Below are 15,683 nucleotides of genomic sequence, written 5' to 3' on the forward strand. Positions count from 1 at the left end.
TTAAGTATAGCAAAAGTGAGGCCGTTTAATCCAATTCATGTAATACCATGATCACGCCAGCGTCGATGGCATGGAGGACGCGTTTGATCTAAATGATAGAAAATGAAATCGCTTTTATTGGACCCGGAGGAGTTGAATGGCTTGTTTGACGTTGTTGGTCTTGGTGAACTACTCATCGATTTTACCATTGTTGGTTCGAATGCATCTACGCCGCGAAGCATTCGTGGCTCTGCTGGGGGCGCGCCAGCAAATGTGCTGGCCGCCGTGACTCGTTTGGGCGGAACAGCGCGATTTATCGGCAAGGTGGGCAATGATGAATTTGGCGCCTTTTTAGAAGGCTCGCTGCTGGACGCAGGCATTGACACCGAGGGATTGGTGCGGGGCGATGAAGCGACCACATTGGCGTTTGTCCAGCTGGACGCGCAAGGAGAGCGAACCTTTTCGTTTGCGCGCAATCCTGGCGCAGATACACAACTTGCGGTCACTGAAATCTCCGATCACTGTTTAAAGGATAGCAAGGTGTTCCATTTTGGTTCATTGTCATTGACAAACGAACCGGCGAGATCGGCAACATGGCACGGTGTCGAGCGCGCGCGCTCGTATGGGTGCCTCATTTCGTTTGATCCCAATTTGCGCCCGCCTCTGTGGCCGTCCCTTGATTTAGCGCGGCAGATGATGCTGGAAGGAATCAAATTGGCTCACATTGTCAAATTGTCAGAGCAAGAACTTCAGTTTCTCTTTGGCACAGATTCAATCGCGGATGGTTTGAAGTCTATACAATCACTCAACCAGACGGCGGTGTATCTGGTGACGCAGGGGGAACAAGGTTGCACGTACGCGACACCAGATTTTACTGGGCATGTCGCTTCCATCGCTGTGCAACCAGTGGACACCACCGCCGCTGGAGACGCGTTTCTAGGCGCCTTTTTATATGCGCTGACACGTGGTGGTTCTCAAGCATCGCTGCAAAGTGAAGCACAAATGCGCAACCTCGTGCGTTTTGCCAACGTGGCAGGTGGTTTGACGACCACCAAGTCTGGAAGTTTTTCTGCATTGCCTGGGTTGGCCGAAGTGGAAGCGATGTTATAATCAGAATCACATTGTACACGCTGTTCTGCTGTCTTGTATTTCACGTCAGCGCCCATACGGTGTGAAAAAGGGCGTTGTACGCCTTGACAGGCCTAAACCACCGTTGTATAAATAGACAAAATATTGCTCCCGAAAAGAAAAATGAAAGAGTTGTTCTGCTTTGATGTGTGGGAGAGAGGAGAGTCGCCGATGGATTTGCACATTGGACTGCTCGGATGCGGTACGGTCGGAGCGGGAGTTGTTTCACTTGTTCGTCGGCGTGCGGGCAAAGTCGCTGATATGACTGGGTCGCGTCCTGTAGTGAAAAGCATTCTTGTGCGGGATGTATCGAAAGATCGCGGCGTGGTGTTTGAGCATGAACGTCTGACACAGGAGCCGCGCGATGTGTTGGAGGACGAAGACATTCAGGTTGTGGTGGAAACCATTGGCGGCATTGAACCGGCAAAAACATACATCCTTCAAGCGTTAAGTCGTGGAAAACACGTGGTCACAGCAAACAAAGATCTCATTGCATTGCATGGTCCAGAGATTCTGCGCGTGGCTGCGGAAAATCATGCCAGCGTTCTGTTCGAAGCGGCGGTGGGTGGCGCCATTCCACTCGTAGGACCACTCAAAGAGAATCTGACCGCAAATGAGGTCACAGATTTAAAGGGCATTATTAACGGTACGACCAACTTTATTCTTTCCGAAATGACAACGCGCCACATCGATTTTGAAGAAGCGCTCGATATGGCCCAATCGCTCGGCTATGCTGAGGCTGATTCATCCAGTGACGTGGACGGGCTAGATGCCGCGCGCAAACTTGTGATTCTATCTTCAATTGCCTTTCACACGCAGGTCCACCTAAGTGATGTCAAGGTCGTCGGCATTCGCCACATCACGGCGACAGATGTGCGCTATGCCGATGAATTGGGATATGTCATCAAGTTGTTGGCGGTCGGACGAGATCACGGAGGAGAACTGACCTTGTCTGTGCGGCCGACATTGATTCCCAAAGTGCACCCACTGGCACATGTCTCAGACGCCTACAACGCGCTATATGTCCGTGGGGATGCAGCGGGGGATTTGATGTTCTTTGGCCGCGGTGCTGGGCGCATGCCCACAGCCAGCGCTGTCGTGGGAGATGTCATCTCGCTTGTGCGCAATCTAAAGCTTGGCTATGTGGTCAGTTCACCAAATGGAACCATGTCCTATAAGCCCGTCGTTGAACGGGAAGACGAACGATATAAATATTACTTCCGTTTGATCGCGCATGATCAACCGGGGGTCTTTGCCGCCATTGCTCAGTTTTTTGGCGAAGCAAACGCAAGCATGGAGACTGTGCTGCAAAAGCGTGTGCATGGCGGATGTGCTGAAATTGTCATCGTTACGCACGAAATCCCAAGTGCCAGTGCCCGGCAAATGCAATTGCAACTACAAGACATTCTTCACATTCATTCTGTTGAGTGTGTGATGCCTGTGGAATCGGCCGCCGAGTGATACTCGGAAGGCCGGTTTTTTTGCGTATCCGTCCTCTATCGATACGTTAGAAAAGCTCACATACGCCATCTGCCCACAGTTTCCGCGCAGCGCGACGGAGTTCGATGAAAAATTTTTTTGAAAATTCCCTTTTGCTAGTTTTGGTCTGATAGTAAGCGTTTTCTGTTTGAATTTAGAAAGCGTTTACAATGAATTGGTCATGACATACGCACATTGACACGTACATATACCCGTACTACAATGACCAGCAAGCCGATAAAGCGCGCCACATAAGGATTTTTAGGCGAATGCATGGCAGATTAGACCGGATTATGTGTTATTTGTTTGAATATTCTAATCCCTAAATTGCACGACGGTCTGAATCAACAGGAAAGGGGTGCTCTTGCATGGCTTCTCAGATTTTTTTGAATGGGACTTTCGTCAATCGTGAAGATGCAAAGCTATCAGTATTTGACCATGGACTACTATATGGAGACGGTATTTTCGAAGGGATTCGCGTCTACGACGGGAATGTTTTCAAATTGCGTGAGCACATCCGACGTCTGTATGATTCTGCAAAATCAATCCTCATACAAATTCCCTATTCTCAGGATGAAATGCCGGAGTTGGTATGCGAAACGGTTCGGCGCAACCAGCTATCGAGTGCCTATATTCGACTTGTTGTGACACGAGGCAATGGCGATTTAGGGTTAAGTCCGTATCTTTGTCCTACCGCGCAAGTTTTCATTATTGCTGAACAATTGAATATGTTTGCCCCATCTCTCTACGAAAATGGCATAAAAGCGATCACGGCTGCAACCAGGCGAAATCGCACCGATGCATTGAATCCGAAAATCAAGTCACTCAACTATTTAAATAACGTGCTGATTAAGATAGAAGCACACGCCGCGGGCGCAAACGAAGCGCTCGTTTTGAACAGTGAAGGCTACGTGGTCGAAGGGTCAGGCGAGAACATTTTCCTCGTCCGCGATGAGATCCTTTATACGCCACCCGCCTATTTGGGTGCGCTTGAAGGCATTACCCGCGCGACTGTGATGGAGTTGGCGGCTGAGTTAAACCTCACTGTCAAAGAGGAGCCATTCACAAGACACGATGTGTACGTCGCTGACGAAGTGTTCTTAACGGGCACTGCGGCAGAGATGGTGCCTGTTGTGGAAGTGGATGAGCGCGTTATCGGCGATGGACGGCCAGGCGCTGTGACAAAAAAGTTGCACAAAGCGTTTCAAGTGTGTACCAGACGAGATGGTGTACAATTGTATTCAAAAGAAGAGATTTCATAGGTTTGATTGGCGTTTTTTTGCATTAGTAAGGATTTCTTTAAACAGAGAACAGGAGAGACCTAAATGCGCAGCGATATGATCAAAAAGGGAGCAGACAGGGCCCCTCATCGCAGTCTGTTGTATGCGACAGGCGTGCGGCCTACTGATTTGCCGAAACCATTTATCGGCGTGTGTAACTCCTATGTCGACATTGTTCCAGGACATGTACATTTGAAACAATTTGCGGAAGTGGTCAAAGATGCTATCCGCGAAGCTGGCGGCATCCCGTTTGAATTCAACACCATCGGCGTGGATGACGGGATTGCCATGGGGCATATCGGAATGCGCTACTCACTGGCCAGTCGCGAACTGATTGCGGATTCGGCAGAAACGATGATCCAAGCACACTGGTTCGATGGCGTTTTCTACATCCCCAACTGTGACAAGATCACGCCGGGTATGCTGATGGCGGCTGTGCGAACCAACGTGCCCTCTGTCTTTGTCTCGGGCGGGCCGATGGAAGCAGGTAAAAGCAGGAGCGGCCACAATCTGTCCCTGTCGAGCGTGTTTGAAGGGGTTGGTCGCTATCGTTCAGGCAAGATGTCAGAAAGCGAGTTAAAAGAACTGGAAGAATCTGCGTGTCCGACGTGTGGTTCCTGTTCTGGCATGTTTACAGCAAATTCAATGAATTGTATTATGGAAATGCTCGGTATTGCGCTCCCCGGAAACGGAACGATTGTCGCAACATCCCCAGAGCGGCACGACCTCATACGCCAAGCAGCACACCACCTTGTTCGCATGATTCAAGAGGATGTCCGACCGCGTGACATTATTACAAAAGAGGCAATTGACGACGCGTTTGCACTGGATATGGCCATGGGCGGATCGACAAACACGGTATTGCACTTGATGGCCATCGCACATGAGGCGGGCATTGATTACGACCTCAAGCAAATCAATGAAGTTGCCAAGCGTGTGCCTTATCTGGCGAAGATCAGTCCGGCTTCTGAATACAGCATGCAGGATGTGAACGAGGCTGGCGGCGTGGCTGCAATTATGCGTGAATTATGCGAAAATACAAACGCAGTGAACGGTGAGCGTATCACCATCAGCGGCAAGACAATTGCCGAAAGTGTGGCGCATGCGGAAATTACGAATGATGTCGTCATTCGCCGCGTGACCAACCCGTACAGCGCTGAAGGTGGCTTATCTATCTTCTACGGCAATCTCGCGCCTGATGGCGCAGTATTGAAAGTCGGCGCTGTGGACCCAGACATTGAAACGTTTGAAGGTTCTGCCATCGTCTTTGACTCACAGGATGCGGCGCAAGCCGGCATTGACAGTGGCGAGGTCAAGGCGGGACACGTCGTCGTCATTCGCTACGAAGGCCCCAAAGGTGGCCCTGGCATGCCAGAGATGTTGGCGCCCACTTCGTCCATTGTCGGTCGAGGGCTGGGGCGAGATGTGGCGTTGATCACAGACGGTCGCTTTTCTGGCGCAACGCGCGGCATTTGCGTGGGACATATCTCACCAGAAGCTGCGGAAGGTGGTCTGATTGGCTTGATTGAAGATGGGGATCTGATTCGCATCGATATCAAAGCGCGGACCATCGAACTAAAAGTCGATGACGAGACGCTTGAAAAGCGTCGGACATCGGTTGTGGCGCCGGACAAATCTGTGAAGCATGGCTATCTCGCACGCTACGCGCACTTGGTTACATCGGCGAACACGGGAGCTGTCCTTAAAATTTAATTGGAGATTCACTGGAGAGGAGGAAGGATGATGGGTGTCATGTCAGAAATCAAAGACATTGCAACTGAATCCACGAGATCTACGAAACCAAAAATGCTAAAAGGTGCAGACATGTTGGTCGAGGTTTTGCGCAGAGAAGAAGTGGAGGTCATTTTCGGGTATCCTGGCGGCGCTGTTTTGCCGCTCTACGATGCGCTTTACGAGTGTGGCATTCGGCACGTGCTGGCGCGCCACGAACAAGGCGCGATTCACGCGGCAGAGGGCTATGCGCGCGTGACAGGACGACCTGGTGTCGTCATTGCCACTTCAGGCCCGGGTGCTACGAATTTGGTCACGGGTTTGGCTGACGCGATGCTGGACTCGTTGCCGATTGTCGCCATTACAGGGCAGGTTGCACGCTCTGTCATCGGCTCCGACGCTTTCCAGGAAACGTCCATCATCGGGATTAGCACACCTATCACGAAACATAACTACCAAGTGCAGTCTGCCGCCGAAATGCCAGCGGTATTTAAAGAGGCGTTTCACATTGCCAATACAGGGCGCAAAGGTCCGGTGCTGATTGATATCCCGAAGGATGTCGCTGGCGAACTCGCTCCTTTTCTCTATGAGGATCCACCGCAGTTGCCAGGGTATCAGCCGACGATTGTGCCGCACGTGATGCAGATTCGCAAGATGCTGTCCGCAATGAAGACGGCGAAGAAACCGGTCATTCTGGCGGGCGCAGGTGTTCTGCATGCCGGTGCCAATGAACTGCTGACAGCATTCGCGCGAAAAACGGGCATACCAGTGGTGCACACACTGCTGGGATTGGGCGGTTTTCCAGCAGATGACCCGTTGTTTTTGGGAATGGGCGGAATGCACGGCAGCGCTGCAGCGAATGCCGCACTGTACGAGACGGATTTGCTCATCAACTTCGGGGCGCGCTTTGATGATCGGTTGACGGGCAATACTGCTCACTTTGCACCGAAAGCGACCATCGTTCACGTTGATATCGATCCGGCTGAAATCGGCAAGAACATCGTCACACACATTCCGGTGGTCGGTGATGTCGGCGAGGCGCTTCAACTGCTGTTGAATGATGCATTGTCGCCGCTTGCGATTGAGGCGTGGCGTGAGCAATTGATGCAACTTAAGGCTGAGTGCCCGTTCTGGTATGTCCAGGATGGAGAGGTTATCAAACCACAGCATCTCATCGCCGAGATCGCCCGCATGACGGACAGAAATGCGGTTGTGGTCACCGATGTTGGCCAGCATCAAATGTGGGCGGCGCAGTTTTATCCGATGGAAAAACCGGATCGTTGGGTGACTTCGGGTGGACTTGGGACAATGGGCTTTGGTTTGCCTGCAGCCATCGGCGCGCAAATTGGCAAACCTGAAGATCTGGTGGTCGCGCTCGTCGGGGATGCGGGTTTTCAGATGACCTTGCAGGAAATGGCCGTCATTGCCGAAATGGGTCTTCCCATCAAAGTAGTCATCGTCAACAACGGTGCGCTTGGCATGGTGCGCCAATGGCAGGAACTATTCTATGAGGAACGGTATTCGCACTCCTTGATGGATTGGCAGCCTGACTTTACAAAACTGGCGCAAGCGTATGGCTTTGCATCGTTTCAAGTGACGCAATTGTCCGAGTTAGATGATACATTGACAGCGTTCTTGAATACAGCTGGTCCAGCGTTGCTTGACTGTCGTGTCGCACCGAGGGAGAACGTCTATCCGATGGTGCCCAGTGGTTGTGGATTGCATGAGATTGTGGGGGTGAAACCGTGAATCGCGTGATTTCCATCATTGTCAATAACAAGGCAGGCGTACTCAATCGCATCACAGCGCTGTTTATGCGCAAAGGGTTTAACATTCAAAATTTGACTGTGGGGGCCACGGAGGTTCCTGGCCTTTCCCGCATGACCATTGTGATGAACAACATGAATGACGCGGCTTTGGAGCAGGTCATCAAGCAGTTGCACAAGCAGATAGATGTCTTAAAAGTGACGGATTTGACGTCAGAGGCGATGGTTGCCCGCGAATTGGCTTTGATTCAAGTGAATAGCCCGATTCAACAGCGTGATTGGTTGACTTCACTGATTGAGCCGTTTCGCGCCAGCATCATCGATGTAGGTCGTGACACGGTCACGGTACAGGCGGTTGGCAGTCCGGAGAAAGTGGATGCTTTAATCAGTCTGCTGCGTTCCTTTGGCATTAAAGAGTTGGCGCGCACTGGGTTGACTGCTTTGCTGCGAGATACAGCTGCTGTCACGGAGGCAAGACGTGTAACAGAGGGCCATGTCATTTCAATTTAATGATGATGCCATCCCTATTATCCATCTATGAACTAATTATCACATTCTATGAGGAGAGATTGACATGACGAAAGTTTACTACGATGCAGACATTGCGGTACAGCCATTGAGTGATAAGAAAGTGGCGATTCTCGGTTACGGTTCGCAAGGCCACGCGCATGCGCTCAACCTGCGCGACAGCGGGTTTGATGTGGTGATTGGTTTGCGTCCCGGTGCATCGTGGCAACGTGCCGAAGCGGATGGTTTTACTGTTTTGCCGGTCGGCGAAGCTGTAGAAGCCGCAGACGTCGTGATGATTCTCCTGCCAGACGAACGCCAAGTGGCCGTTTACGAACAGGAAGTCAAACCGTATTTGAACAAAGACAAAGCGCTTGCGTTTGCGCATGGCTTCAATATTCATTTCACCCAAATTCAACCGCCTGCCGATGTCGACGTGTTTTTGGTTGCGCCCAAAGGGCCTGGTCACTTGGTGCGCCGTGTTTATGAAGCTGGCGGCGGTGTTCCGGCTCTTGTGGCTGTTCAACAAGATGCAAGTGGTCAGGCGTTGGAATTGGCCTTGGCTTACGGTCGCGGAATTGGCGCATCACGCGCAGGTATCTTGACAACCACATTCAAAGAAGAGACAGAGACCGACTTGTTCGGTGAACAGGCTGTGCTTTGCGGCGGCTTGGCTGCACTTGTCAAAGCAGGTTTTGAAACATTGCTTGAGGCTGGCTACCAACCGGAAGTTGCATACTTTGAATGTCTGCACGAGATGAAGCTGATTGTCGATTTGATTTACGAGGGCGGCTTGGAATACATGCGTTATTCCATCTCGGACACAGCACAATGGGGCGATTTCACCAGTGGGCCGCGCGTTGTGACTGACGAGACGAAGGCTGAGATGAAACGCATTTTGGCAGACATTCAAAGTGGACAATTTGCCAAAGGGTGGATTCTTGAAAACCAAGCAAATCGTCCGATGTTCAATGCCATCAACCGCAATGAGCAGGAGCATCCGATTGAGGTCGTTGGCCGTGAACTGCGGGCGATGATGCCATTCATTAAATCGAGCCGCCAAGCTGTTTCTAGCACAAAAGCTTGATAGATTGTTATCCCGCTACGAGATAATGCGATGGGGACAGGGGGCGCCTGTCCCCACGTCAAGAGACTTCAAGGCAGACCGTGAATCACCAATGATTTCTAGTTGAAGAATGGATATGCTTAAAAGAATTGGTGATTTTCACGATGGGAGGTTGCGAGTAGAGCAATGGGAAAGACATTGTTTGAAAAGATTTGGGATGCGCATGTCGTGACGCAATTGCCGGATGGACAAAGCTTGATTTACATTGATTTGCAATTGGTGCATGAAGTGACTTCGCCTCAGGCATTTGCTGGTTTGCGCGCAAGCGGACGCAAGGCGCGTCAGCCGCAGCAGACATACGCGACGATGGATCACAATGTGCCTACAGAGAATCCGCACGATGTCAGAGACGAGATCGCCAAAAAGCAAATTGAGACCTTGGTTGCAAATTGCGAGGAATTCGGTTTGCCGTTGGCTGGGCTCGACAGCCCTCATCAGGGGATTGTCCACGTCATCGGACCTGAGCTCGGACTCACGCTGCCTGGAAAGACGATTGTTTGCGGCGACAGCCACACTTCGACACACGGCGCGTTTGGCGCACTTGCGTTTGGCATTGGGACAAGCGAAGTAGAGCACGTGCTGGCGACGCAATGTCTCTGGCAGGTCAAGCCAAAGACCATCCGTGTTCGATTTGAGGGCGAGTTGCAGGATGGGGTGACATCCAAAGACGTCATTCTCGCTTTAATCGCAAAGTACGGCGTGCATTTTGGCGTTGGGCATGTGATTGAATTCGCAGGCAGCTTGATTGCGCAGCTCACGATGGAGCAGCGCATGACCATGTGCAACATGTCCATTGAAGCTGGCGCGCGCGCAGGGTTGATTGCGCCAGATGAAGTGACCATTGCCTATGTGAAGGATAGAGTACACGCACCTCGTGAGGCGGACTGGGATACTGCTGTGGCAGAGTGGGCAGAGCTCAAGTCAGACGAGGATGCGCTGTTCGATCAAGACATCGTGTTTGATGTGTCATCTCTCTCGCCGCAAGTGACGTGGGGCACGCATCCTGGTATGGGCGGCAGTGTAAATGAGCCGATTCCGGATCCGGCTGCATTCGAATCGCAGGTAGACCAGAAAGCGGTCGCACAGGCGCTCGATTACATGGGCCTTCAAGCGGGCACGAAATTGACGGATGTGGAAGTTCAACACGTGTTTATTGGTTCTTGCACCAATGCCCGGATTGAGGATTTGCGCGTTGCCGCCGCAGTTGCTCGTGGCAAGCATGTGGCTGAAGGCGTGCGCGCACTGGTTGTCCCTGGGTCAAAATTGGTGAAAAGCCAAGCGGAATCAGAAGGGCTCCACACCATTTTTCTCGAAGCTGGATTTGAGTGGCGTGAACCTGGTTGCAGCATGTGTCTGGCGATGAACCCGGATATCATACCGGCTGGTGAACGTTGTGCGTCCACATCCAATCGCAACTTTGAGGGACGCCAAGGACGCGGTTCGCGCACGCACTTGGTCAGCCCGGCGACAGCAGCGGCAACGGCGATTGCAGGTCGCTTTGTGGATGTCAGCAGTTGGGATGTCGTCAAAGAAGGAGGACTGACACGTGGAACCACTCATTCAGCATAAGGGTAAAGTCGTCTGTCTCAACCGTGGGCATGTGGACACGGATCAGATTATTCCGAAGCAATTTCTAAAGCGGATCGAACGTGATGGATTTGGGGAGTTCTTGTTTTACGACTGGCGTTTCCTTCCATCTGGCGAGCCAAATCCCGATTTTGAGTTGAATGCGCCTCAGGCCAAAGGGGTCAGCATCATGCTGGCAGATACGAATTTTGGTTGCGGTTCCTCTCGTGAGCACGCAGTTTGGGCTTTGAGCGATTACGGTTTTAAAGTCATTATTGCCCCGTCATTTGGGGATATCTTCTTCAATAACTCCTTTAAGAACGGTTTGTTGCCGATTGTGATTTCACAAGCGGCGCGCGATGATTTGGCGGCCAGCCATGCGCGCGGAGAGTGGAATGACATCACGGTCAATTTAGAGGAGCAGTGGATTGAGACCGATCACGGCGTGCGTGTGGCATTTGATATCGATCCACACAAAAAGCATATGTTGTTGCTTGGTTTGGATGACATCGGCTTGACGTTGCAGTATGAATCGGAAATTGCAGCATACGAAGCAAAGCGCAAGGCATATCAGTACGTATACTAGAATCTGTACTTCTGCATGATGGAAAATCTCAAATAAAATGTGATGAAGTACGTCGCTGTTCACTCGGTTTTTGACTTTGAGTGTCGGCGGCGTGCTTTTGTCTGTGCTACACTTACTAGGAACGGGGGCCAAGGCGTGATCGAGCAATTGGTGACTCAAGCAATACATTCCGTCTATGCTTCATATGGACGTGTCTCAAAGCAAATTGAACGCGGTTATGATCGGGATGTCAGGCATCCAGAGTGGACCCGTTGGCTGTTGAATCAGTTGGGCAATCCAGATGCAAACCAGTTCAACGTTGCGGTGACTGGGAGCAAGGGCAAGGGTTCGCACGCCATTTTAATGGCAGCTATCTTACAGCGACTGGGCCTGCGTGTCGGCTTGTTCACGAGTCCGCATTTGGTCGATTTTCTTGAGCGCTTGCGTGTGGATGGGCAGATGATAGCTGGCGAACAGTTTGTTTCATATGCAAAGCTTGTGGAAGATGAGGTTAACCGCGCACCGTTGCCGAACGGGCAGTATTTTGGGCCAGTCGGTTTATTGGCGGTGATGGCTTCTCTTTATTTTCGCGATATGCAGACAGACGTCAATGTCTTTGAATTGGGCCGTGGCGCACGCCACGATGACGTCAACCAAATTCGTCATCGGGGCGCGTTGTTAACGCCTGTTTTTCCGGAACACTTGGACAAGCTGGGACCGACGTGGTTGGATGTCGCAGATGAAAAATTTGGCGTCATCACACCAGATGTCAAATGGTTGATCAGCTACACGCAAGCGTCGTTTGTTGAGGAGCGACTGTTGGCGTTAGGCGCCGCTGGCGCCGACGTGGCGCAAGGGCTGTCGATTGCATCGCTGGGCCGCGATTTTGACGTTTCAGTCGCTGAGGAATCTGACGGAGGCGGGAAGGTCGCAACGGTGACTACCACCTGGCGCGGTAAGATATTGCGTGCGAAGATTCCTGACAGTTTGTTTCCATTCGTTGGCAATGTCGCGGTAGCGCTGGTCGGAGCTGCGCATGTGATGAGAGACTTAACGGGCACAGTGCAAGATGTGGATGTAGAGCTGACCGGTCTACGTCTCGCTGGCCGCTTACAAGTGATTCAGGATAAACCGACTTGTCTGCTCGATGGCACCATTCACAAAGAAAATGCGAAGTTTATTGCCAAGTGGCTCCAGGCGCGTGAGAAGACGGGAAAAATAGGCGCCATTCTCTCACTGCCGGACGGGAAAGATGCGCCGGGGGTATTGGAGGAACTTGGGTCTTACTGCGATTGGCTGCTGTTTACACATTGTACAAACAAACATATGCGCTACACGCGTGATTTTCAGCAATTGGGCTTGCAATACGTGAATCAAGTGGATGTGGAGCCAGATGTACATAAAGCCATCGCCATGGCTCTGGACAAATCACGTGCTGAAGACGTGCTCATCTTCGCAGGTACACAATCTTATGTTGGCGATGTGCTGCGCGCGTTTGAGACGCCGACAGAGTCCATTTGGATCCCTTGAGTAAAATTTGTTACAGGAGGAATGCCGTCTGATTTGGCAATTGATTTTATTAGGCTTGGCGATGGGGGCGAATAATGCGTTGGCGTCCATCGGGCTAGGCACATCGCAGTTGCCGCGCAGGACCCAATTTCGCACGGCCATCATCTTTGCGATTTTTGAAGCGCTTATGCCGGTCATTGGCATGGCGGTTGGGGAATCATTGGCTGGCGCCGTGGGAAATAAAGCGCGTCTGATTGGCATCGCTGTCCTGGTTGTGATGGGTGTCTACAGTTTGTTCAAACGAGATGGGGACGTGGATGAATCTGACAAGGTGGCCAAAGCGCATGGCGCGCGAATTGTCTTTTTGGCCATCGCGCTGAGCTTGGACAATCTGACGGTGGGATTTGGCGCAGGGATGTTTCATGCGCCGCTTGGCTTGGCCGCGTTGGTTTTCGGCCTCGTCAGTCTGGGGATGACCATTTTAGGCCTGGAACTTGGACGAGCTATGGGAAAATCTTTGACGATTTCCGCGGACAAGTTGACGGGTGTGGTTTTACTGATTGTGGCTGGTGTCATGGCTTTTGTCTGATGTTGCATCGTCTTTTCTGTTGTTTTAGGAGTGATCTGCACATGGTGACTCCTCACTTTTGGGGTGTTTGACATTATGCTCAAAACAGCGCGTTTTTGAGCTATTTGGAACTTGTAGTATAATGTCGAAGGAGATTCGTGAAGTCCGGTTACGCATATCGCATGCAGCAACAGCTCTTCACAAACGGTAAGAGGGATGAGGAGGTACCTTCATGGCAAATGAAACCACGTTTAAAGCCGGGTTGGAAGACGTCATTGCCAACACATCTGAAATTTGCTTTGTGGACGGAAAAGAAGGCCGTCTGATTTACCAGGGGTATGACGTGCATGATCTCGTCAATGGCGGGTCCAGTTTTGAGGATGTCGTCTACCTGCTGTGGCATGGCAAACTTCCCACGAAATCGGAACTTGACGCTTTTAGTAAAGAATTGGCATCGCAACGCGAATTGCCAGAAGAAGTTTTGAAATTTTTGTACACCATTCCGAAGAATGCGAATGCAATGGCCGTGTTGCGGACAGCGGTGTCCAATCTCGGCTTGTACGACAAAGACGATGGCGATGAATCCATTGAGGCGAATGTTCGCAAAGCAACTCGTCTAGTGGCGCAAGTCCCCACGATTGTCACCTCATTTGAACGGATCCGCCAGGGTCTCGAACCCATTCAATCAGATCCCTCGCTGAGCGCAGCAGCAAGCTTTTTCTATCAATTACGCGGCGAAAAACCGAACGAATTTGAGGAGCGGGCGTTTAATACCGCACTGATTCTGCATGCAGACCATGAATTGAACGCTTCGACGTTCTCTGCGCGCGTCACAGCCGGAACATTGTCTGATATGTACTCGGCCATCACATCGGCAATTGGGACATTGAAGGGACCATTGCACGGCGGGGCCAATGAGCAGGTTATGCGGATGTTGCTCGAAATTGGCGATGAGGACAAAGCGCAAGGCTGGATTAAAGACGCGTTGGATCATAAACGAAAAATCATGGGCTTTGGCCATCGAGTCTATCGCACAGAAGATCCGCGGGCTACCCATTTGCGCAGGTTGAGCAAAGAAGCGGGCGAACTGAAGGGCGAGACCAAGTGGTTTCAAATGTCGCAGACCATCGAACAGTACGTCAAGGAGACGAAGGGCTTAAATCCGAATGTCGACTTCTATTCTGCGTCGACATACTATGCCATGGGCATTGCGACACATTTGTTTACGCCCATCTTCGCTTGTAGCCGCATTTCTGGTTGGACGGCGCATGTGCTTGAGCAATACAAAAACAACCGACTGATCCGCCCTCGCGCAGAATATGTCGGCAAGGTCGACCAAAAGTATGTGCCGTTAAACAAGCGCTAATGCAGGTAGAACCGACGTAAAGTAGCAGAATGTGTTAGGCTATGCCACTCCTCGCGCGGGGACCATATCCTCAAGGAGGGGATGGACAATGGCCAACAGCAACAGCAATCGTTTGGTGATTCAGCAGGCAACACGGGCACTTCAGGATATGAAGTACGAGGTGGCATCGGAACTGGGGATTACTCCCCCGGCTGATGGCTACTGGGGTTTTGTATCCTCTTTTGAAAATGGATCCATCGGTGGCAGCATCACGCGTAAGCTGGTTGCGTTCGCGCAACAACATATGGCGGAAAACACACCGGAAGAATAAGTTCTTGCAAAAAGCCTCGGCGCTTCGCGCGCTGAGGTTTTTTTGTTTTGCTTGTCCCACAAATGATGTTCTCGCAGCACCTCTTCTATTAGGAGGTGATATGGTATGGATACGACAGTTGCGGCCATTCTGACCGGCAGTGGCCAGGCTGCCTTGGTGTGTGGATTCATGCTCATTTATCGGATGGTCAAAGTCGCATCTGGCATGCTCGAATCGCATTTGCAGGCTTTCATTCACATGCACGGCGGCCAATTGCCACCGACCAAACAGACGGATGCACAGTGACAAGGAAATGGACGATCCCAATATCGGGATCGTCCATTTTCCAGCGCCTTTATTGCAAGACGTTTGATTGTGTATCGGTGCGTGCAGAAATTTTGCTCAGTGCGCTACCTGCTTCATTGATGTGAATGTCGACTGTGGCCAAATCGCCAATGGAGAGGATGCCGCACAATTCTCCAGATGCATTGACAATGGGCAAACGGCGAATTTGGTGCTGTGCCATCAAATCAGCCGCCTCGTGCGCATCCGTGTCAGGTGTTGCTGTTACCGTTTTGTTGGACATACATTGTTCCACTTTGAGATCAGCTTTGCCTTGCGTAACAGCTTTCAAAACGATGTCGCGATCGGTGATGACCCCGACAACCTTCTTGTTGTCACACACTGGAACGGAACCACAGTTGTGGTTTTTCATTGCTTGAGCGGCTTTCTGGATGGTGTCTGTTGTGCAACAGCAATGAACGTTGGTCGTCATGATTTGTTCCACTTTCATTTGCATACCCCTCCCAGGAAAAATTCGCGTA

At 51.3% G+C, this 15,683-nt stretch carries 15 protein-coding genes; 14 read left to right on the plus strand and 1 reads right to left on the minus strand.

Annotation, left to right across the window (positions count from 1 at the left end):
- Positions 1–141 precede the first annotated feature (141 nt).
- The 14 genes from ACFSB2_RS05865 (at position 142) to ACFSB2_RS05930 (ending at position 15,165) form a co-directional block, all read left to right on the plus strand.
- The gene (locus tag ACFSB2_RS05865) at positions 142–1,089 is read left to right on the plus strand and encodes a carbohydrate kinase family protein (RefSeq protein WP_377942108.1); all 948 of its coding nucleotides are present in this window, start codon (positions 142–144) and stop codon (positions 1,087–1,089) included.
- A gap of 189 nt (positions 1,090–1,278) precedes the next feature.
- A complete protein-coding gene (locus ACFSB2_RS05870; protein WP_377942109.1) occupies positions 1,279–2,568 on the plus strand; it encodes a homoserine dehydrogenase in 1,290 nt (429 codons plus the stop codon).
- Positions 2,569–2,954: 386 nt separating this feature from the next.
- A complete protein-coding gene (ilvE, locus tag ACFSB2_RS05875; protein ID WP_377942110.1) occupies positions 2,955–3,848 on the plus strand; it encodes a branched-chain-amino-acid transaminase in 894 nt (297 codons plus the stop codon).
- Between the two features lie 63 nt (positions 3,849–3,911).
- Positions 3,912–5,579, plus strand: coding sequence for a dihydroxy-acid dehydratase (gene ilvD / locus ACFSB2_RS05880; RefSeq protein ID WP_377942111.1), 1,668 nt, complete (start codon positions 3,912–3,914; stop codon positions 5,577–5,579).
- Positions 5,580–5,618: 39 nt separating this feature from the next.
- Positions 5,619–7,346, plus strand: a complete 1,728-nt coding sequence (gene ilvB, locus ACFSB2_RS05885; protein WP_377942187.1) for a biosynthetic-type acetolactate synthase large subunit — start codon at positions 5,619–5,621, stop codon at positions 7,344–7,346.
- The gene (ilvN, locus tag ACFSB2_RS05890; RefSeq protein WP_377942112.1) at positions 7,343–7,873 is read left to right on the plus strand and encodes an acetolactate synthase small subunit; all 531 of its coding nucleotides are present in this window, start codon (positions 7,343–7,345) and stop codon (positions 7,871–7,873) included. The genes ilvB and ilvN overlap by 4 nt, the downstream gene beginning before the upstream one ends.
- A 64-nt stretch (positions 7,874–7,937) precedes the next feature.
- Positions 7,938–8,957 (plus strand): ketol-acid reductoisomerase, encoded by a 1,020-nt coding sequence (gene ilvC / locus ACFSB2_RS05895; RefSeq protein ID WP_377942113.1) that lies wholly within the window; start codon positions 7,938–7,940, stop codon positions 8,955–8,957.
- A gap of 165 nt (positions 8,958–9,122) precedes the next feature.
- The gene (leuC, locus tag ACFSB2_RS05900; RefSeq protein ID WP_377942114.1) at positions 9,123–10,565 is read left to right on the plus strand and encodes a 3-isopropylmalate dehydratase large subunit; all 1,443 of its coding nucleotides are present in this window, start codon (positions 9,123–9,125) and stop codon (positions 10,563–10,565) included.
- Complete coding sequence (gene leuD / locus ACFSB2_RS05905) at positions 10,543–11,148, plus strand: 3-isopropylmalate dehydratase small subunit (protein WP_377942115.1); 606 nt, start codon at positions 10,543–10,545, stop codon at positions 11,146–11,148. Before leuC ends, leuD begins: the two co-directional genes overlap by 23 nt.
- 135 nt (positions 11,149–11,283) lie before the next feature.
- A complete protein-coding gene (locus ACFSB2_RS05910) occupies positions 11,284–12,657 on the plus strand; it encodes a folylpolyglutamate synthase/dihydrofolate synthase family protein (RefSeq protein WP_377942116.1) in 1,374 nt (457 codons plus the stop codon).
- Between the two features lie 7 nt (positions 12,658–12,664).
- Positions 12,665–13,225, plus strand: a complete 561-nt coding sequence (locus tag ACFSB2_RS05915) for a manganese efflux pump MntP (protein ID WP_377942117.1) — start codon at positions 12,665–12,667, stop codon at positions 13,223–13,225.
- 211 nt (positions 13,226–13,436) lie between these two features.
- Entirely contained in the window at positions 13,437–14,570 is a 1,134-nt protein-coding gene (locus ACFSB2_RS05920) for a citrate synthase (protein WP_377942118.1), read from the plus strand.
- A gap of 88 nt (positions 14,571–14,658) precedes the next feature.
- Positions 14,659–14,880 (plus strand): small, acid-soluble spore protein, alpha/beta type, encoded by a 222-nt coding sequence (locus ACFSB2_RS05925; protein ID WP_377942119.1) that lies wholly within the window; start codon positions 14,659–14,661, stop codon positions 14,878–14,880.
- Positions 14,881–14,985: 105 nt separating this feature from the next.
- A complete protein-coding gene (locus ACFSB2_RS05930; protein WP_377942120.1) occupies positions 14,986–15,165 on the plus strand; it encodes a hypothetical protein in 180 nt (59 codons plus the stop codon).
- 49 nt (positions 15,166–15,214) lie between these two features.
- Here ACFSB2_RS05930 and ACFSB2_RS05935 read toward each other — a convergent pair whose 3' ends face one another.
- Positions 15,215–15,652, minus strand: a complete 438-nt coding sequence (locus ACFSB2_RS05935) for a CBS domain-containing protein (protein WP_377942121.1) — start codon at positions 15,650–15,652, stop codon at positions 15,215–15,217.
- Between the last annotated feature and the right edge of the window lie 31 nt (positions 15,653–15,683).

It is taken from the genome of Alicyclobacillus fodiniaquatilis (genome assembly GCF_042678105.1).
Lineage (GTDB): Bacteria > Bacillota > Bacilli > Alicyclobacillales > Alicyclobacillaceae > Alicyclobacillus > Alicyclobacillus fodiniaquatilis.

Coding starts and splice junctions, on each gene's coding strand:
- ACFSB2_RS05870 (WP_377942109.1), top strand. CDS start 1,279: ATGGATTTGCACATTGGACTGCTCGGATGCGGTACGGTCGGAGCGGGA.
- ilvE (WP_377942110.1), top strand. CDS start 2,955: ATGGCTTCTCAGATTTTTTTGAATGGGACTTTCGTCAATCGTGAAGAT.
- ilvD (WP_377942111.1), top strand. CDS start 3,912: ATGCGCAGCGATATGATCAAAAAGGGAGCAGACAGGGCCCCTCATCGC.
- ilvB (WP_377942187.1), top strand. CDS start 5,619: ATGTCAGAAATCAAAGACATTGCAACTGAATCCACGAGATCTACGAAA.
- ilvC (WP_377942113.1), top strand. CDS start 7,938: ATGACGAAAGTTTACTACGATGCAGACATTGCGGTACAGCCATTGAGT.
- leuC (WP_377942114.1), top strand. CDS start 9,123: ATGGGAAAGACATTGTTTGAAAAGATTTGGGATGCGCATGTCGTGACG.
- ACFSB2_RS05920 (WP_377942118.1), top strand. CDS start 13,437: ATGGCAAATGAAACCACGTTTAAAGCCGGGTTGGAAGACGTCATTGCC.
- ACFSB2_RS05925 (WP_377942119.1), top strand. CDS start 14,659: ATGGCCAACAGCAACAGCAATCGTTTGGTGATTCAGCAGGCAACACGG.
- ACFSB2_RS05930 (WP_377942120.1), top strand. CDS start 14,986: ATGGATACGACAGTTGCGGCCATTCTGACCGGCAGTGGCCAGGCTGCC.
- ACFSB2_RS05935 (WP_377942121.1), bottom strand. CDS start 15,652: ATGAAAGTGGAACAAATCATGACGACCAACGTTCATTGCTGTTGCACA.